The organism is Leptospira yasudae (genome assembly GCF_003545925.1).
GTDB classification, from domain to species: Bacteria; Spirochaetota; Leptospiria; order Leptospirales; family Leptospiraceae; genus Leptospira; species Leptospira yasudae.
This window is the reverse complement of record NZ_QHCU01000001.1, coordinates 929,169-948,798: the sequence shown is the minus strand read 5'-3', so window position 1 is coordinate 948,798 and position 19,630 is coordinate 929,169. Positions and strand designations below refer to the sequence as shown.

At 45.3% G+C, this 19,630-nt stretch carries 16 protein-coding genes; 11 read left to right on the top strand and 5 right to left on the bottom strand.

All coding sequences use genetic code 11. From position 1 onward, the window contains the following. Window positions 1-15 precede the first annotated feature (15 nt). Both dnaE and gatB read right to left on the bottom strand, forming a co-directional pair. Window positions 16-3,534 carry a DNA polymerase III subunit alpha gene (gene dnaE / locus DLM76_RS04560; protein WP_118954745.1) on the bottom strand — a complete coding sequence of 1,173 codons (3,519 nt, stop codon included), beginning with the start codon at window positions 3,532-3,534 and terminating at the stop codon, window positions 16-18. Between the two features lie 214 nt (window positions 3,535-3,748). Beyond that, window positions 3,749-5,209, bottom strand: a complete 1,461-nt coding sequence (gene gatB, locus DLM76_RS04555) for an Asp-tRNA(Asn)/Glu-tRNA(Gln) amidotransferase subunit GatB (protein WP_118964454.1) — start codon at window positions 5,207-5,209, stop codon at window positions 3,749-3,751. 119 nt (window positions 5,210-5,328) lie between these two features. Here gatB and DLM76_RS04550 point away from each other — a divergent pair, with 119 nt between their 5' ends. From DLM76_RS04550 to DLM76_RS04535, 4 genes are read left to right on the top strand one after another with little or no spacing between them, the layout of a single operon-like run. Next, on the top strand, window positions 5,329-6,105 hold the full coding sequence (locus tag DLM76_RS04550) for a ParA family protein (protein WP_118954747.1): 777 nt from the start codon (window positions 5,329-5,331) through the stop codon (window positions 6,103-6,105). Further along, on the top strand, window positions 6,098-6,958 hold the full coding sequence (locus DLM76_RS04545; RefSeq protein ID WP_118964453.1) for a hypothetical protein: 861 nt from the start codon (window positions 6,098-6,100) through the stop codon (window positions 6,956-6,958). Before DLM76_RS04550 ends, DLM76_RS04545 begins: the two co-directional genes overlap by 8 nt. Window positions 6,959-6,991: 33 nt before the next feature. Then, entirely contained in the window at window positions 6,992-7,780 is a 789-nt protein-coding gene (locus DLM76_RS04540; protein ID WP_118964452.1) for a toxin-antitoxin system YwqK family antitoxin, read from the top strand. 4 nt (window positions 7,781-7,784) lie between these two features. Then, window positions 7,785-8,015, top strand: a complete 231-nt coding sequence (locus tag DLM76_RS04535; protein ID WP_118954749.1) for a hypothetical protein — start codon at window positions 7,785-7,787, stop codon at window positions 8,013-8,015. Window positions 8,016-8,035: 20 nt separating this feature from the next. Here the strand turns inward: DLM76_RS04535 and DLM76_RS04530 are convergent, their stop codons facing one another. The 3 genes from DLM76_RS04530 to DLM76_RS04520 are packed head-to-tail and all read right to left on the bottom strand — an operon-like array spanning window position 8,036 to window position 11,222. Further along, complete coding sequence (locus DLM76_RS04530) at window positions 8,036-9,169, bottom strand: tetratricopeptide repeat protein (RefSeq protein ID WP_118954750.1); 1,134 nt, start codon at window positions 9,167-9,169, stop codon at window positions 8,036-8,038. Between the two features lie 24 nt (window positions 9,170-9,193). Next, window positions 9,194-10,198, bottom strand: a complete 1,005-nt coding sequence (locus tag DLM76_RS04525) for an LIC_10230 family protein (protein ID WP_118964451.1) — start codon at window positions 10,196-10,198, stop codon at window positions 9,194-9,196. A gap of 7 nt (window positions 10,199-10,205) precedes the next feature. After that, window positions 10,206-11,222 (bottom strand): hypothetical protein, encoded by a 1,017-nt coding sequence (locus DLM76_RS04520; RefSeq protein WP_118954752.1) that lies wholly within the window; start codon window positions 11,220-11,222, stop codon window positions 10,206-10,208. Between the two features lie 124 nt (window positions 11,223-11,346). On the opposite strand from DLM76_RS04520, the gene DLM76_RS04515 reads away from it, so the two are divergent. From DLM76_RS04515 to mtaB, 7 genes are all read left to right on the top strand, one after another. Then, window positions 11,347-12,720, top strand: a complete 1,374-nt coding sequence (locus tag DLM76_RS04515) for an ABC transporter permease (RefSeq protein ID WP_118954753.1) — start codon at window positions 11,347-11,349, stop codon at window positions 12,718-12,720. A gap of 1 nt (window position 12,721) precedes the next feature. Then, a complete protein-coding gene (locus DLM76_RS04510; protein ID WP_118954754.1) occupies window positions 12,722-13,399 on the top strand; it encodes an ABC transporter ATP-binding protein in 678 nt (225 codons plus the stop codon). A gap of 182 nt (window positions 13,400-13,581) precedes the next feature. Further along, on the top strand, window positions 13,582-14,382 hold the full coding sequence (locus tag DLM76_RS04505) for an ATP--guanido phosphotransferase (RefSeq protein ID WP_118955166.1): 801 nt from the start codon (window positions 13,582-13,584) through the stop codon (window positions 14,380-14,382). A 139-nt stretch (window positions 14,383-14,521) separates the two neighbouring features. After that, the gene (locus DLM76_RS04500; protein ID WP_118954755.1) at window positions 14,522-17,068 is read left to right on the top strand and encodes an ATP-dependent Clp protease ATP-binding subunit; all 2,547 of its coding nucleotides are present in this window, start codon (window positions 14,522-14,524) and stop codon (window positions 17,066-17,068) included. A 2-nt stretch (window positions 17,069-17,070) separates the two neighbouring features. Continuing rightward, window positions 17,071-17,496: a hypothetical protein gene (locus DLM76_RS04495; protein WP_118954756.1), complete on the top strand. Its 426-nt coding sequence runs from the start codon at window positions 17,071-17,073 to the stop codon at window positions 17,494-17,496. A 32-nt stretch (window positions 17,497-17,528) separates the two neighbouring features. After that, on the top strand, window positions 17,529-18,314 hold the full coding sequence (locus DLM76_RS04490) for a tetratricopeptide repeat protein (RefSeq protein ID WP_118964450.1): 786 nt from the start codon (window positions 17,529-17,531) through the stop codon (window positions 18,312-18,314). Then, window positions 18,295-19,608, top strand: coding sequence for a tRNA (N(6)-L-threonylcarbamoyladenosine(37)-C(2))-methylthiotransferase MtaB (gene mtaB / locus DLM76_RS04485; protein ID WP_118964449.1), 1,314 nt, complete (start codon window positions 18,295-18,297; stop codon window positions 19,606-19,608). The genes DLM76_RS04490 and mtaB overlap by 20 nt, the downstream gene beginning before the upstream one ends. Window positions 19,609-19,630 lie beyond the last annotated feature (22 nt).

Sequence of the window (19,630 nt, the reverse complement as noted above, 5' to 3'; positions counted from 1 at the left end):
GCGATGAAGAGCGTTTTAACCGACGTTGCCCGCGACTTGGTTTCGATTGATCGGTTTGATCTGTTCTCCGACGGAATAAAAAACGGTACTATCGCCCAATAGATCCGCCAATCGGAGAAAGAGTTCGCTGATCGGTTGAATCGAATACGCGTCGTGCGCTCGAATTACGCTCTTTTCCTCTTGGTTTTCCACGATGTGAAAGTAAACGGAGGATTCTCCTTTGTAACAAGCGAGAAGGGCGTAGAGTTTTGGAATGAGTTCCGGATCTTCGGTATGCCTTTCTTCCAAACGAAGGTGAAGCGATTTTTCGAGTTTTTCTTCGATCGTCGAATCGTCCAAGATCTCGATGCTGTTCACCTTGATCTGACCGCGTAGTTCGGCATCTCCTACTTCGATCTTATCCAAATCCCCTTTGATGAAGATCGCCTGATCTTCCTTTATGAATTCCTTATATTTCTGATACGTTTTTGCGAAGGCGACACATTCGATCTCGCCGGTTCGATCTTCCAATTTGAAGTTGGCGAATTCTTCGTTGCGTTTGCTCAGTTTGATGTTTTTGGATGCGATCACTCCCGCGACTTCCACCTTGGTTCCCGACTTGAGATCGTCGAACTTTTCGATCGGAATCGTTTTGAGGCTCTTGAGTTGTTTCTCGTATTTATCAAGAGGGTGACCGGATAAGTAAAGTCCGGCCACGGTTTTTTCCCGTTTGAGTTTTTCATCGATCTCCCATTCGTGCGCGTCTTTCGGAAGATTGAGAGTGTAAGAACCTTCCGCGCCTCCGAACAAGGAGAACTGACCTTCGTTCGCTCTTTCCTGCTCTTTTTGAGCAAAGGTAAGAATCGAATCCACCGATTCAAAAAGACATTTTCGAGTATAACCGAAGGAATCTAAAGCGCCGGCTTGAATCAGCGCTTCGAAAACCTTTTTGTTGATCAACCTCGTATCGATGTTGAGAGCGAAATCCTGCAACGTCTTAAAATTTCCGATCTTCGTTCTTGCTTGAATGATGCTGTTGGCCGCGGTTTCTCCCACGCCCTTCATCGCGGAAAGACCGAAACGGATCGTCGTATCGTCGATCACGCTGAAAGACGCTTGCGATTCGGAAACATCCGGGTTGAGAATTCGAATTCCCATCTCCCGAGCGTTGTTGATGTATTTTACGATATCGGTCGTTTTACCGTGATCCGATGCGAGAAGCGCGGTCAAATATTCGATCGTATAATTCGCTTTGAGATACGCGGTTTGATACGTGATAATTGCGTACGCGACGGAGTGGGATTTGTTGAATCCGTAACCACCGAAACGTTCCAATTGTTCGAAGAGATCCTTGGCGACTTTTTCCTGATTCCCTAATTTAACCGCACCTTCCACGAACTGGATTTTGAGCTTTTCCATCAGATCGGCTTTCTTCTTCGCCATCGCTTTTCGCAACATGTCGGAATCTCCGACCGAAAAACCGCCGACTACGCGCGAAATGCTCATCACCTGTTCCTGATACACGGGAACTCCGAACGTTTCCTTCAGAATCGGTTCGCAGGAAGGAAGAGGATAGGTGACTTGTTTTTTGCCCGACTTACGATCCAAATATTCGTCCAACATCCCTTCGCCCATCGGACCGGGACGATACAACGCGATCAAGGCCACGATCTCGTCAAAATTGCTCACCTGACTTTTCGCGACCAGATCCGTGATACCGGTGGATTCTAACTGGAAGATACCGAGTGTATTCGCTTTTCTTAATAAAGCATATGTGTTCGCGTCCTCGTACGAAATCTCGTCGAGGTTGATTCGAATTCCTCTTCTTTGTTCGATAAGTTTGATCGCGTAATCCAAGGTCGTTAAGTTTTTCAGACCCAAGATATCCATCTTGATCAAACCGATGCTTTCGAGGTTGTTCTTATCGTATTGAGTTACGATCGAACGGGAACCGGGTCTTTCTTTTTCCGCGACTGTGGAAAGAGGAACGACTTCTTCCAATGGATACGGAGAAATCACAACGCCCGCGGCGTGTCTTCCCGGCTGACGATAGTTTCCTTCGAGCCTTTGGGCGATCGCAAAAATCTTATGATTGATATCGTCCTTTTCGGAAAAGTTTTTCAGCTCCGAAGAAGTGTTCAAGGCTTCCGCGATGGACATTCCGAGTTTATTCGGAAACGCCTTCGTCATTTCGTTCGCTTCACCGAACGGAAGATTCAATACGCGAGCGACGTCCTTGAGCGCGGCCTTTGCAGCCAGAGAGTTGAACGTGATGATCTGTCCGACCCTTTCTTCGCCGTATCTTCTACGGATGTAATTAATGACTTCTTCCCGTCTTTCCACGCAGAAATCCGTATCGATATCGGGCATGTCCTTACGATCTGGGTTTAAGAATCTTTCAAAGAGAAGATTGTGTTGGAGTGGTTCTACGTTCGTGATTCCGAGCGCATAAGCTACGATGGAACCGGCGGCCGAACCTCTTCCCGGTCCGACCGGAATCCCGTTTCTTTTGGCGTAGTTGATATAATCCTGAACGATCAAGAAGTAACCGGCAAACTTCATATTCTTGATCGTGTTGAGTTCGAAAACGACGCGATCCTTGATCTCGGGAGAAAGACTCGGATACTTTCGTTCGATTCCTTCCCAGATCAATTTTTCCAAATACGAGTCCGCGTCGTATCCGTCCGGAACTTCGAATTCGGGGAGAAGATAATTTCCGAACTGAAGTTTTAAATTTACTTTATTGCTGATTTCTAATGTGTTATTGAGCGCTTCCGGAATCTCGGGGAATAGTCTCGCCATCTCGTCCCGATTCTTGACGTAGAATTCTCCGTTGAAGCCGAATTCCATCGGGTCGGTGATGCGTTTCTGCATTCCGATTCGGAGAAGAATATCCTGCGCTTCCTGGTCGTTCTTTTTTAAGAAGTGGGAATCGTTCGTGACGACGAGCGGAATTCCGGTTCTTTTTCCGAAGTCGTAGATTTGTTTTGCCACGGTCATCTGCTCGGGGATTCCGTGGTTTTGGATTTCCATGTAGAAATCCTCTTTGCGGAAGATCTCGTTCAGTTTTCCAGCGAGTTGAAACGACTCGTCGATTTTTCCTTCGAGAATTTTCCGATTCACTTCTCCCGCAAGACAAGCCGTTAAACAGACAAGGCCGTCGCTGTGTCTGTCGAGAAGGTCGTAGTCGATTCTCGCTTTTTTGTAAAAACCTTCGGTGTAGGATTTGCTCGAAAGACGTATTAGATTTTTGTAACCTTCTTCGTTTTTTGCGAGAAGGATAAGATGATACGCGTTTCCGTCCGCGATCTTTACCATCTCCGTTTCCTGTTTGCGGTTCGGAGAAACGTAGAATTCGCTGCCGATGATCGGCTTGATTCCCTGTTTCATCGCCTCGTTGTAAAACTCCACCGCTCCGAACATGTTTCCGTGATCGGTCATAGCGACCGAAGACATACCGCATTCCTTGACGTGCTGCATCAATTCTTTGATTCGAATCGCGCCGTCGAGCATGGAGTAGTTTGTGTGCAGATGTAGGTGGGCGAAATCCTGCATTGTAAGGGACATAATAGAATTCCGACTCATCTCCAGTCAAGAGTCTAATCGATCAAAATCTAGAGATTAGACCAAATTCTCTCTGCTTAAAGAAGATAGAATTTTTTAGAACCTCTCGGAAAATAGAAGCGCGTATTTTGCTTAAAATATCCCCGGTCGGAAGAAGGATACAAAGCCGCGCCGAGTTGGCACGGCTTTTGAAAACGAGTGGTGTTTAACCTTTCGGCGGAAGCGGTCCGAGTTTATCCAAAAGCATCTGATTGACGAGTTCGGGATCGGCTTTTCCTTTGGAAACCTTCATCACATAACCTACGATGGCGCCTAACGCACGATCTTTTCCGCTCTTGTATTTGGTCACAGCGTCCTGATTGTTCGCGATCGCTTCGTCTACGATTCTTTCGATTTCCTTATCGTCCCGAACTACGATCAGATTTTTTTCGGTGACGATCGTTTCCGCGTCTTTGTTCGAAGTAAGAAGTTCTTCGAAAACGGTTTTCGCGATCTTACCGGAAATTTTTCCGTCCGCGATCAATTTAACGAGTCCGCCGATGCGCTCCGCAGAAACAGCAAATTCTGATATTGTAATGCTTTCTTTGTTTACGATTCCGAGAACTTCGTCTTTGACCCAGTTGGAGGTTTTCTTCGCATCGCCCGAAACTTTCAAGGCGTCTTCGAAGTAGTCCGCGATTTCCCGTTCCGCGGTTAAAACTTCGGCGTCGTATTTCGGAAGTCCGAGTTTTTCCACGAAACGATTCTTTCTTTCGTTCGGAAGTTCGGGCAATCTTGTGCGAACCGCTTCCACCGTTTCTTTTTGAAGAATGATTACCGGAAGATCCGGATCGGGAAAGTAACGATAGTCGTGGCTCATCTCTTTGGTTCTCATCGTCACAGTTTTGTTTGCGACGGAATCCCAGAGTTTGGTCTGTTGTTGAAAGGTTTTTCCTTCCAGCGCCATTTCGGTTTGCCATTCGACCTCGTAATCGATCGCCGCCTTTACCGCTTTAAACGAGTTAAGGTTTTTGATCTCCACTCTGGTTCCATATTTATCCGAACCTTTGGGACGGATCGAAACGTTCGCGTCGCAACGAAGAGAACCTTCTTCCATGTTGCAATCGGAAACGCGGATGTATTTCAAAACGGCTTTTAAGGAGTTGAGATAATAATACGCTTCATCCGAAGAACGCATGTCCGGTTCCGAAACGATCTCGATCAATGGAGTTCCCGCTCGGTTTAAATCGACATAGGATTGGGGAACGTTCGGATCGGCGGAATGAATCAGCTTTCCCGCGTCTTCCTCCATGTGGATTCGAGTGAGACGAACGAAGCGGGGTGATTCTTCCCCTTTGATTGTGTAGGTGACCCCGCCTCCGGTGCAGATCGGTTTGTCGAACTGGGAGATCTGATACCCTTTGGGAAGATCGGGATAAAAATAATTCTTACGATCGAATTTCGTAAACAGAGTGATGTCGCATCCGAACGCGAGTCCGGCCATGATCGCTTTTTCCAGCACCGATTCGTTCAGCACGGGAAGCGCACCCGGTAAGCCTAAACAAACGGGATTGGTCTGAGAGTTCGGAGGAGCGCCGAATTTGGTCGCGCTTGTAGAGAATATTTTCGATTCCGTGTTGAGCTGTGCGTGAACTTCCAGCCCGATGATCGTTTCAAATTCTGCCAACTGTATCTCCTTTTCCGGATTGTCATCCAAAACCGATTGAGGATTCTATCCCTAATCCTTGGAGAACGATCTCTAAATGTAGTCTCGGGAAAGCGGAATCTACGGGCAACGGATTTTTTATGAAACAGATCCTCTGTATAGCAAACCAGAAAGGCGGAGTCGGCAAAACGACGACCGCGGTTCATCTCGCTTTCGGCCTTGCGCTTAAGGGAGAACGAGTCGTTCTTTTGGATCTGGACGCGCAGGGAAACGCGACTTCCGTTTTTATCGAAGGAGATTCTCCCTCTCTCAATACCGATGAGGGAAGAGAAAAAAGTCTGTATCGAATTTTTAGAGACGGCGGAAATCCAAACGACGTTTTGAAGCCGACTCGAATCGAAGGACTCAAGATCGGGCCTTCTCATTCTTCTCTTGCCGAAGTGGACGTGATGCTTTCCGGAAAGATCGACGGTTTTTTTCACCTTAGGGATTCGTTGGAAACGATCAAAGACGAATTCGATTACGCGATCATCGATTGTCCTCCGAGTCTTTCCATGATAACGCTCAACGCTTTCGTCGCATCCACCGGCTTGCTTGTGCCGTTGCAGGTTTCCAAGTTTTCCTTGGACGGAATCGAAGCGATCTTGGAAGCGCATAAGAATACCGTAAAACGGTTCAATCCTTCCTTAAAAGTTTTGGGTGCGTTGTTGACGATGTTCAACCCGAGAACCACTCTTTCCCAAACTCTCGAACCTATGATCGAACCTTACTTGAAATTATTTTCCTCTAGAATTCCTCCTTCCGTCAGCGTGGAAGAAGCGCATATGTTAAAGCAGACTCTTTTCGAATATCAACCGAAAGGAAAGGCGACTAAATCCTATCAAGGTTTTGTGGAAGAGGTTTTGGCCCTTGGCTAAAAAGGATTTATTAAAACAAGCCGCGGGCGCGCACGTTCGCAAAACCTTAGGCGGAGAATCATCGAGCGAGCCCGCGCTTTCAGGAACGACTTCTTCTACGGAGCCGAAGAATTCTCCCGTTGCCGAATCGCAAACGCCGCAAACGGAAAGTCTGCGATCCATTCGGGAAGAAGCAGCTTCCGCAAAAGAATTCGTTACGTCGGGAAGTGAAACTTCTCACGTCGAGCAAACTCAAAACCGATCTTATAACAAAGAATCTGATTCTTCCGAAACGAAAGCGGACGAATCTTCCGCAGCGACCGATCCACGGGAGAATTCTCCCGTTCGGAATTTATCCTCTTCCGAGGCAAGAGAGGAAAAACATTTGCCCAAAAAGAACCACCTCCACAGGATAAGCAGTGTCATGAGATTGGAAGACTATACAAGACCGGAATCCTCCGAAAGAGAAGGTTCCTCGCGATTTTTAAAGATTGCCGGGGTGATTCTTCTGGCGCTCGCCGTTTGGTTTTTCTGGCCCGCGAAACACGAAATCTATATGGACATCGATAAGATGACTCCCGAAAAAGTTTCCGGAATGAGTTCCCAAAAAGAATATCATTTTTCTCATGGACAAGACTTCTTCATCTATTATAAAAAAGGCTGGTCCACTCCGAAACGAGTTCGTTTAACGATTTACCGCACCGACGGCGGAAAGGAAGAATTCTCCGTTCAAGAAAAGGACTTCCGCAAGAGTTTTGAAAAATTTCAGACCTATTACGACGATACTTTTTTCGATCAGCAGGGATCTTACGAAGTGGAGATTCGGGACGAAGACGGAGAATTGCTCGTAAATAAGAAGTTTACCATCGATTGAATTTCGAGTCGATTAGTATATTATAAAAATAGAATGAACTTAGAATCTGAATTCTCCTTGAAAAGTGCGCCCGCATCCGTTTTGAAAACTTCGCTCGAAAGAGCTCCTTCGTTTTTGAAAGGATTCGTTTGGTTTATCTGTGCGCTTTCCTTGTTTGTTTCCTGCGTAAAGGAACCGATTCCAGCCAACATTCCCGCGGGCGCTAAGTTTCAAAAAGAATTCAACGCATACGTTCTTACCGAGCCCGGAAGAAGACGCATTTACTACGATAACGGAAAGATTTACCAAGACTGCTCCATCAACGAACTCGGATTGGAAAATGGACTCTGCCGCTTCTATTCCAAATACGAGGATCGTATATTAGCAAAAGGGAATTTTGAAAACGGGGTTCGCAGAGGAGAATGGACTTGGAACTTCGACAACGGCAACTTGTATATCCGTCAAAACTACGGAAAAGGCCAGCGTAAACCCGAAGTGATGATGAGCGGAGACGAAGGAAACGAGGACGGTCTCTACGAAAGATTCTACGAGAACGGACAAGTCGAACTCAAAGGAAGTTATACGGAAGGTTATCGAAATAATCTTTGGCAGAAATACTTTCCGGACGGCGAACTCGAATACACCGGTTATTATAAAAACGGCAGAAAGGTCAGGACCTGGTTTTATTATTATCCGACTCATAAAACCGAGGCGATCGAAGTCTTCGACGATAACGGCGGCTTTCTTTCAAGAACGACGTATCTTCCCGACGGAACGATCAACTGTGAAATCAAAAAAGGTTCGGATACAGTTTGTCAGTCCTTGACTTCCGTTAAAAAATAAAATCGTGAAGACGATCTTCGGAATCTTCTTTCTTCTTGTCGTCTATCTCAGCGTTTATTTTTCACTGACCGTTTTTAATCTCTGGATTTTGCTTTCCACGTTTGCAGCGGTTCATACCGGCTTGTTTCAGACATTTCGTGAACGGCTCAATCGAAAGGTTTATCTTATCCTTTCTGCTGTTCACCTAATCGCCGTTTTGTGTTTGAATTTGTATTTTAGGCAACCGGCGATTTAACGAGTAGAAGATGAAAAATATCATTTACAAACATCGCCATCGTATCCTACGCTTTTAGCTTTTGAAAGGTCCACGCAACCTTTTACTTTATCGCCGTCCGCGATTGTCGATAATCCGCGAATATATAGCCCTAACCCGCTTTTCGGATATAACTTTAAATATTGATTTGAGCGGAGGATCGCTTCTTTAATGTCTCGTTTTTTATAAGCGGACCAGGCAATCATAATCAGCGCGTCATGGTTGGATTTGTTGAGAGAGTAGGCTTTCTTAAAATTCTCATTACTTTCGTCATGTTTTTTTATCGATTCTAATATTAAGCCTTTATTATAATATCCGTCGTGAAAGTCCGGCTCCAATTCTATAACTTTGTTGATATCGGCTATTCCAAGATCGTGTTTTTGCACGTCCCTATATGCAAGTGCCCGGTTCATGTATGCGAGATAAAATGTTGGATCGATAGAAATCGCTTTTGAATAACTTTCAATTGCTTTATCAAAGTCTTTTAGAAAGTTGTAGGAATTTCCGCGATTGTAATAAGGATATACGGTATCGGATTGTAAACTGATAACTTTATTAAAATTTTGGATCGCCTCTGTGTATTTCCCTACCTTATTATTTTCTATACCCTTTATCATATAAGTGTTGTAGAATTGATATTTATACGATTCTTCGCTAAACTCGTCGTTGATCCCATCCAGTAATAAGTAATTCGTTTTATCAAACGTGTTATAAAAAGCGAAAATTGCGTCTACCGAAACCTCTTCATTCTTTCCTGCGTAGCTACGAATCTTGGAAAGAAATTCTTTTGAAAAAAATATCTTAATTTTTTGAGAATCTTTTTGATATTCTAATTCGTGCGTAAATTGCGCGGTGTAAAAAATAGGTAAGGTTCGAATCTTGGTATAAGAATCCGTTAAGAAATTTTTATTGAAGCTTGATATTTCCGTTATCGATTCTGGTATTTTAATGCTTAACTTAATGCGGTCAAAATAGACTCCAATTCCCGGACCACTTATTTTTTCGTAATCAATTGTTTGAGCATACAAATTCTGTATGTTTGAAGTTTCATACGATTTGGAGAGCATTTCATCCGTTCTTTTTTGGAAAGAACACTGAAATAATAGGATAAGGATAAGAATCTGCTTTCTTTTCATAAAAATTCCTCAGTCGGGAAAATTTTACAATCCTCTGCTCGACGCGAAATCGAGAACCCAAGTGTTCATCGATAAGATCGAAAACAAAAGAACCACAAACAAAATCACGCCTAAAATCGCGAACGTGATAAAGATCGTGTTTCGGATAACGCGAAACTGAAGATAACTTACGGATAATGTAACGTTACCGGTCGGGGTAAGCTCGTCGCTCTTTCCCATTCTGAAATAATTGCGGATGTAAAACAGCATCATAAAGACGAGAAGTACGATCAAAAGAATTCCGAATTCGAAAGAATAGTGTTTCTGTAAGAGGAAGATCGGAATGTAGATCAGATTTCCCAAAAGAATTCCCGCGGCCATGATCGCAGCAAAGTGAAAGAGCATCGGAATCCACGAAATTTTGGAGGAAGAAGCCGATTGGATTTCTCCTTCCTCGCCGTTTTGAGCCGTTTTCAAAACGCCGAAACGATCCGCTTTTTTGCCGTAGACTTTGGAAATCGCAAAGATCATATAAATCAGAAGCACGAAAAGAGAAAACAAAAACAGGGAAGAAACCGCTCCGATCACGGGTGTTTGCGGAATGCTTCTCATAGGATGCTGCATGGACATCAGAACCGGAAGAATGGATATCAAATAGAGACTTCGGTTTAAAAAAACGTAAAACCAAGCCTTATAATGAAGACTCAAAAAGGAAGTTACGGATAAGAATATTAGAAATCCGTAAATAAAGAGCATGATCTTTTGTCCGAGAAGAATCCGATTCATCCGATCCACCGTGGCTTCGAGTTGAGCGTCGGTAGGAATCGTTTTCTCGTTCAGTTCCTCCAAAACCTTGGAAGTAAGACGGATCTTGGAGATCAAACCTCGTTCGATTCCCCATTGCGGTTCGAGTTCTCTTCCCGATCCTTCTAACAGAGCTTCCATGGAATCCATATCTCTCGGATCGTAGAAGACAGGTTCGAAAGAGATATTCACGAGGCAGAAAAATAAGATGAGAAACGGTATGACTTGAGCGAGTTTTGTTTTCATGGTTTTGTTAAAAAAGAAATACGAAGATTGCGGTCATTGCGATTCCCAAAACTCCGAGAGCGATCAGGATCGTAATCAACAGTCCCGAGTCTTCCGAGGAAGAACTTTGCGAAGAGCCTTTGCTGGGGGATGATTTGCCGGAAGTCGCAGCGATCGGTTTTTCACCCGTGTAAGGACGAACCTTGATCGAATTCTCTTCTTCATAAATTTTTCCGAATATATCCGAACCGATCTGAACCACGGTTTCGTTTTCAACTCCGTTGTTCTTGGAGGAAACGACCGTTCCCGGAACCGGACGAATTTGTCCTTCGGGTGTTTCGAGTTTCATCGCTTCGATAATGCTTTGAGAAGAAGTATCCGACTTTAAAAGTTGGATCATGATTTTGTCGCCTGGCTTCAACGTATTGATCTGAATCCCGGAAACGGGAGAAAGAACATACTTCATCGGAATCACGCGCGAACCGGGCGGAATGAACTGTTCGGGCGTTTCGACGGGTCTGCTGATTTCCGCAGGAGAAGAAGTTTCTAAGGAAGGAAGATCTTCGTCCGTTTCGATGGAAGAATCTTCGAAGCCGGTGCTTTGATTTTCTTCTTCGAGTTTGGAACGGTCGACGATGACGTAAAAAATCTGAATGTCCGGCTTGGAATTGCCGGCCGCTTGATTGATGACTTGATTCAGGATATAGGAAATCTTATCGTTATCCTTGCTCTTAAAGTAATGCATCAACTGTTCCATAAAGTCGTCCGACTTTCCGTTTGCTTGAAACAGTTCCATCAACTTGTTCGTAAGATTCTTAAGTTGTTTGCCTTCGTATTTCAGTTTTTGGCAAACGTTTACGACGTCTTTGTGAGTGGAAACGGAGAGTTGAACGGAGCCGATGTTCTCGGATTGGCCGACCGCCACTACTTCGATCTTATCCATCTTCGCTTGTTGGATATCGATCACGCTGGTAAATAAAATATGAATGGATGAGGAAGGATCTCTAGAGATGAATTGAAACGAGTAAACCTGATTGGAGCTCATGTATTTTTAACTTAAGAAGGCTCCGTTTGGGAAACTTTCTTCTTTATTTTTGACATTCTGGTTCGGATTCAGAGAATTGTCAAACTAAGGAAGGATTTCGCCTTCTAATTTTAAGAGTTTTTTGATGAAGTCAAATTTGTTCCGGGGTTCGTTGATATTTCTGGTAACCTCCCGTTATATTCGGGGGTCCCGGGTCGCAGGTCTCCTCTCTTTAAAATCGAGACTATCGTTCATCGTGATGACGGTCGGCGTTTCTCTTTTGATCGTCGTCTTATCGATCTTCAACGGCTTTCAAAGACAGGTGAAAGAATCGCTATGGCAAGGCGGACCTCACATTACGATCGAAAACAATTTCGATTCCGGTGATATTCAAAACTACGAAAAGATCGTAGCTTGGCTCAGTAAGAATCCTTATCTCAAAGACAGAATCGTTTCCATCGGTGGAAGCATCACGAGTCACGGTTTGATTCAGAATAGCAACTCTTTCATTCCGATTATGGTGCGTGCTCTTCCCGTCGAGAATATTCAGGATTTAATCGGAAATCGTCTTCCGAACTTTCCGCGCATCGTTCATCACAATCGGGAAGAGATCGCGAGATACAACACGGACAATCAGGTTCTGATCGGAAAAGAAATGGCCGGTCTATATAATTTCGACTTAGGCGCGAATCTCACTATGGCTGTACCGGGCGGAAGATTTTCTCTCGGAAAAGGCGTGGATGTTTCGATCAAAACGTTTCGAACCGTTGGATTCTTTAAAACCGGATATTATAACTACGATACGCATTACGTTTTTCTTTCGCTTCCAGTGGCGCAAAAATTCTTCAACTTGAAGAACTCTGTGAATCAGATCGCGATCAAAGTGAAGTCGCTCGACGATCTGCAAAACTGCAAACGCGAAATCTTAAAGGAATTCAGGGACCCGGAATTCGAAAACGAGATCGGTTATTCCGCTTCTTTCAGCGTAAGAACGATCGCGGAAGAGCAGGAGAATTTCTTCACCGCGTTGAAACTCGAAAAAACGATCATCTCCATTATCGTCTTCTTATTCATCATTCTTGCGGCGTTGGGAATGGTCGCGAGCGTTTACAGTTTAGTGCGGGCAAAACGGAAGTCGATCGGAGTCTTGAAGGCTCTCGGGTTGCCTTCCTCCGGAATCCTTTTGATCTTCACGTTGAATGCGATGGTCGTGGGAGTTCTTGCTTCCCTTGTCGGAGGAGTTTCCGGCATTTTTATCGCGGGCAATTTGGAAACGATCGTAAACGGGCTTTCGGAACTCATCAACATGGTGGGATTTTATTTTTATCATTCCGAATGGACGAACGTGGAGTTGGTTCCGAAGGACGTGTATTACTTCGATCATATCCCGGTCGATATCGATATTTCATTTATCTTTATGGTGACGACGGCGGCCACGATTCTTTCGGGAATCGCCGGTTATTTCCCAGCGCGATGGGCCGCCGGTTTGAATCCTGTTGATACGATAAGGAACGACTAACGTGAGTCTGATCAAAGTAAGAAGTCTAGTAAAGAATTATCATATTCTCGATAAGGAATTTAAAATTCTCGATCATCTCGATCTCGACGTCGAAGAAGGCGAGATCGTTTCCGTGGAAGGAAAGTCCGGAATCGGGAAGTCGACTCTGTTGAACATCTTAGGTTCGATGGATTCCTCCGATAGCGGAGAAGTGAACGTTTGCGGAGTCGCGCTCGATCAAATTTCCGAAACCGGAAAGGAAAAGTTTCGCGCGGAGAAAGTTTCGTTTATCTTTCAACATCATCTTCTGCTTCCGGATTTTACGGCTCTGGAGAATGTCAGCATTCCTCTGTTGATCAACGGAGTTCAACCGGGAAAGGCGCGACAACTCTCCATCGATATGTTGGATCGCGTTGGACTCAAGGATCGTCACGACAACTTTCCTTCACAGCTTTCGGGCGGCGAAAGCGCGAGGGTAGGGGTTGCACGGGCGCTCGTTGCGGGAAAGAAACTCGTGCTTGCGGACGAACCTACGGGAAATTTGGATCGCGAGAATTCAAGAAACTTGATGGCTTTGATTTTGGAACTTCAGAAAGAGCTTCGTTTTTCCATGGTGATCGTAACACACGATATGGAACTTGCGTCGCTGGCTCATAGAAGAAACCAAATGGCGGGCGGGAAGCTGCAGCCGATTTCTTAAAGTAAAGTAAGAATTGTCGTTTTGATATTTGGTCCGACAAAACGTCAGTGTGAAATCCCGCTTGTGTGGGAACTCCCACAATGTCGTTGTAAAAATTAGAAAATGTAGGAACTCATACATCGATATTTCGTAAAATTCGGAGTTGCGTGGGAGTTCCCACATTCTCCAAAATAAAAGAATCGATGTCTTCCTCCGAAACCTGTTTATACTGCGGAACTAACTCGACGATTTGGAAGGGACGGGGAAAGATCGGTTGCGTCCATTGCCTCAAACTCTTTCGAAAAGAATATCGAGCGCATCTTCGAGAACGGGACTTTGAACTTTCTTCCCGATTTTTACAGGGAACGGAACTCGAGAATTTTCTTCGGTTTGAATCCCTCTCGGAATCCCAAAAGATTCTCCAGTTGGACCAAATGGCGCCGCCGTTTACGTATCGGTTGAGAATCGGCCGCAATCTCCAAGGGAGAATCTACCCGACCCAAGGCGGATCGGCCGGAGTTCCGACCCAAATCCTACGGGACTTCCTGATAAACACGTTAGAAGTCGATCCGGCTCTGCTCGAGGGTAAAGAATTACCGACCCGCCTTCCTTGGGGGGAAGGGACTTTATTTTTCGGAGATGAAGAGCATCTGCGTTGGGAGATTTTTGCCCCGACCGTCTCTGAATTATTCCGACAAATCGAAACTTCCCCCCTGAAAAAATTAGAAGATCAAAAAGTTTTTGATTATGATCCTGATTTCGGTTATGTCACTTCTTGCCCGACAAACGCGGGTTCGGGGACGAAAATTAGTTTAAAACTTTCCATGCGTTCTTGGAAAAATCGAAATTCTTCCTCGTTCAAAGTTCCCGGCTTTTTAGAGTTTTACCTTGAGAATTCTTCCGAATTCGCAGTTTTTTATCTAAAAAATTTTACTTTTTCTCAAAAAAATTCCTTTTTAAAATTAGTTTATTATTTAGCCTTACAGGTGGAACCGGCGTTGTAAGCCCGGAATTTACTCGAACTTCCGATCCTTTTTCGAAAACGTTCCGATACTGAAATAAAGACAGAGTTATCCACTCTCGGGTGGGAATTTCGAAGCGAATTCAGTCTAATCATTACAAATAAAAATCAAAGGCGCTGTTATGCTGGAATTTACTAAAAGAGCCAAAAGAGTCATCAACGAGATCGCTCAGGATGAGGCCAAGCGTCTTGGTAGCGACTATATCGGACCGGAGCATATTCTGCTCGGACTTCTTAAAGAAGAAGATTCGGTCGCTATCAAAATCCTGAACAATCTGAACATTAACCTCAACGAACTTCGTAAAGAGGTGGAACGAAGAACGCGCGAAGCTTCCGGAGCCTTGCTCATGGACGTCGCCGGCGGTCAGGATCGATATCAAAAAATTATCGAGCTTTCCAAAGAAGAAGCCAAACGTCTCAAACACAATTACGTCGGAACGGAACATATCCTTCTTGCGTTGTTAAGAGACAACAACAACATCGCGGGCGGCGCGTTGTATTCTTTTAGCGTAAATTATAATGTTATAAAGAGCGAAATCTTGCGTTTGCTCGGCGCTCCTCCTACGAGCTCCGTAGGCGTAAGCTCCGCGGCTCAATCGGGACCGCAGGGAACTCAGCCTCGTCAGGAGAAAACCAAAACTCCGATCTTGGACGAGTTCGCACGCGATCTTACTCAGCTTGCGAGAGATAAGAAGTTGGATCCGGTTGTGGGAAGAGCGACCGAGATTCAAAGAGTCATTCAAATTCTTTCCAGAAAGACGAAGAACAACCCGGTTCTCGTGGGAGAATCCGGAGTCGGTAAAACCGCGATCGTGGAAGGACTTGCTCTTGCGATCGTCGAGAAGAGCGTTCCCGATCTGTTGTTCGAAAAGAGAGTTCTTTCCTTGGATCTTGCGTCTCTGATCGCCGGAACCAAATACAGAGGAGAATTCGAAGAGCGTCTGAAAAAGATCATGAAGGAAATCACTTCCTCCACGAACATCATCATCTTTATCGACGAGCTTCATACTCTGATCGGAGCCGGAGCCGCGGAAGGTGCGGTGGATGCTGCGAATATTCTCAAGCCCGCATTAGCAAGGGGAGAACTCCAGTGCATCGGCGCGACAACCAGCGCGGAATACCGTAAGTATATCGAAAAGGATTCCGCATTGGAAAGAAGATTCCAAGTTGTGAAAGTGGCGGAACCTTCGGTGGACGACGCGATTCAGATTCTCCAAGGACTCAAAAAAGCCTACGAGGCTCACCACAAAGTGAGATACTCGGATAAGGCTTTGGAGCAATCCGTAAAACTTTCTCACAGATATATCAACGATCGTTATCTACCTGACAAGGCGATCGATATCATCGACGAGGCCGGAGCGAAAGCGCGTTTAGCGAACTGCGCGCGTCCTCAAACGATCAAGGATCTGGAAGAGGAAATCAAATCTCTTGCGACTAAAAAAGAAGAATTGGTTCGCGCTCAAGAATACGAAAAGGCCGCCGGAGTTCGCGACGAAGTGAACCGGAAAAAACAGGCTATGGAAGAAAAGATCCGTTCTTGGCAAGAGAAGATGGAAGACTTCGCGGTCAACATCGAAGAAGACGATATTCTTTCCGTGATCTCTTTGTGGACCGGAATTCCGCTGGAAAAAATGGAAGAATCCGAATCCGACAAACTTCTCCGCTTGGAAGACGAACTGAAAAAACGCGTCGTTGGTCAGGGAGAAGCGATCGAAAAAATCGCGAAAGCGGTGCGCCGTGCGAGAACGGGATTCAAGAGCGAAAGACGTCCTACCGGATCTTTCATCTTCTTGGGACCGACTGGAGTCGGTAAGACCGAGCTTGCAAAAGCGCTTGCGAACTTCCTCTTCGGAAACGACGACGCGATGCTTCGTGTGGATATGTCCGAATACATGGAACCGCACGCGGTCAGCCGTTTGATCGGAGCGCCTCCGGGTTATGTTGGTTACGATGACGGAGGTCAATTGACCGAGTTCGTCAGAAAGAGACCTTACTCCATCATTCTTTTGGATGAGATTGAAAAAGCGCATCACGACATTTTCAACATTCTCCTTCAGATTATGGAAGAAGGAAACTTGACCGATACGAAAGGACGCAAAGTCAACTTCCGAGACACGATCATCATCATGACTTCCAACATCGGCGCGAAGGAAATTCAAGCCGGAGGAAGACTGGGATTCGAAGATCGTAAGGACGAAGCGCTGAAATACAAGTCCGATCAGACTCGCGATCAGCTGAAGAAATACTTCAACCCTGAATTCTTGAACCGTGTGGATGAAGTGATCTACTTCGGATCTCTCACGAAAGAAAACATCATGGCGATCATCGATATCATGGTGATCGATACGAACAAACGTTTCCGTGAAAAAGCGATCGAGGTTTCCATCACCCAAGCCGCAAAAGACCATATCATGGATATCGGTTACGACGAGAAGTTCGGTGCGAGACCGCTGCGTAGGGTTTTCCAAAGAGAACTGGAAGATCACATGGCGGTTCAAACACTCAAAGGGGCTTACAAGGAACCTACTAAAATCGAAATCGATTTCAAAGAAGGTAAACTTGATTTCGTTGAATCTGCTTGGACGGACTATAAACCGGCAGCGAAAGCCGGAGGAGACGACAATTCTTCCGGCAATCCCGAAAGGTCGGAAGAGATTGCCTTAGTGTAAGGATGCCGATACTCATCCCTGTATTGATTCTGATTTCCTATCTTCTCATCCGGAAGATTTGGTTTCACCTTAGGAAAATCAGAACCATTGCAGGGATCGAGAAAATCTCTCTCTGCGTTTTCCATCCCGATTTATTTCTTCCCGAGGTACGGGTCTTCTACAAGTATTACTTTCAGGGCGGGGTTTACTACGGCTCCGGATACATGCTTTTGACCGATTTCCTCGGCCAGGAAGAATATTCCATCTACCGAAACGGCGACGGACTTCCTGTCCTTGAAATGGAAGATCAGTCGGTTCTTTCCGAAGAACAGATCGAACACTTTCTCATGCAGAAGTATCCGAGCATCATCGTTTATATCGATCCGGTGGAACCCTTTCATTCTCTCATCGACTGCATCAACGCAAAGTCCATGAGTATGACCGCATAAATTTTTAGAGAGTATCAGTAATGCAGAAGCGTATGTTTCGATCCTTCATTCTCGTATTGTGTTTCGCGATTTCGGCGAACTTCTCCCAGACATTTGCGCAAACCGGAGAAGAGTATTCCCAGGCTTTGAAAGAATTCGAAGGTCGGAACTACGAAAAGTCTTTGGAAATCATTCGAGTTCTGCATGAAAAAGGCGGACGCACCTACGAATCGCATTACTTGGCGGGACATTGTCATTTCGCTTTGGGAAGAAGCAAATCGGCCGCTTCTCATTGGTCCGAAGCTCTTTCGATCAAACCAGGAGATGCGGCGGTCAGCTTGGATTACGCGAGATATCTTTTAAACAACGGAAGAGAAGACGACGGTTTACAAATCATCGCACGCGCTTACGAGCTCAATCCTCGCAACAAAGACGTTCGTCTTCTTTTCGGAACCGCGCTTCTTTATAACGGAAAGGCGAGAGACGCTCTCAGCATCACCGAAAAATTGAAGGCGGAAGATTCCAACGATTATCGCCCGCTCGTGTTGGAAGGACAGATCTATTACTATCTCGGAAGCATCGAGAAAGCCGAAGTCAGTTTGAAATGGGCGAACTCTCTCGTTCCGAACAACGCAAACGTATTGAACAATCTTGCGCTTGTTTACGAGAAGGCTTCCAATCAGGAAAATAAAAAGGGCAAATATTCGAATGCGAAGAATTATCTGAACTCCGCAAAGGAACAGATCGAATCGGCGCTCAAACTCGAACCTGAAAATTCTCACTTCAAAGATAACTTAAGAAGAATCGAAGCCAAACTCAATGCTCTCTCCAATAGCTGAACAAACGGTTCTATTCAACACTCTCGGCTGTAGACTGAATTTTTTCGAGTCGGACGGTTTGTTTGCGTCTTTGACCAAACACGGATATCGCTCCGCAGAAGCGGAAGAACATCCGGAAGTCGTCATCATCAATACTTGCACCGTAACGAATAAGGCCGATTCGAGAAATCGAAATACGATTCGCAACGCGATCAAAAAGTTTCCGGGTTCACAAATCTGGGTGACCGGTTGTTACGCGGAAACCGATCGAGAATCCATCGAAGCGATTCCGGGTGTTGCGGGCGTTGTCGGAAATACGGAAAAGTCCAAACTTCCCTCGATGATTCTCGAAAAGAAAGGTTTGATCGAGGAAAGCGAACTTGCGGGAAAAATCTACGATCGTTTTTCCTATTCGGACGTTTTGCCGAACGGACATACGCGCGCTTATCTGAAAATTCAAGACGGATGCAACCGTAAATGTTCCTATTGCAAGATTCCTCAGGCGCGCGGTCTCGGAGTCAGCCGAAAGTATCAGGACGTTCTGGATCAAGTCCGCTTTTTACAGGACAACGGAGTGGGTGAAATCGTTTTAACCGGCGTCAATCTCGGGTGGTTTCGCGACGGAGAAAACAAAAAGGCCTTCAATAAAATCCTCGGCGATATTTTAAACATTTTAGAATATTCAAGAATTCGAATCTCTTCGATCGAACCTCCGGACGTAGGAAACGAACTCGCGGACTTGATGAGCCATCCTCGTTTTACTCCGTTTTTGCACATTCCTCTTCAGAGCGGAAGCGCCGAAATTCTCAAACGAATGAAACGCACTTATACTTCCGAAACGTTCCGCAAACGCGTGGAAACAGCAAAGGAAAAGGTTCCCGGTTTGTTTCTGGGAACGGACGTAATCGTGGGTTTTCCCGGCGAAACCGAAGAAATGTTTCAAGACAGCGTGAGGATGGTTCGCGATCTCGGATTTGCCAAGATTCACGCGTTTCCTTTTTCCGTAAGAAGAAACACGTTGGCCGAAACGTTTCCCGATTCCGTAAGTAAAGAAACGAAGAAGGAACGAGTTCACACTCTCAACGCTTTATCCAGGGAATTGCATCGGAAATACGCGGTTTCCGAAACCGGAAAGGTTCGGGAAGCGATTCTGGAACAGGGAGGAATTGCGGTTACGGATAATTATCTCAAAGTGAAACTGAGCGAAACCGAACTGAAACCGCTCCAAGTCGGCCAATTCTTGAATGTGGAACTCCTGCAATACGAACCCGAGGCGGACAAAGAAGGGACATTCGTCGGCAAAGTTTCGAGATAAACATTCAATTCCATTTTTTTCT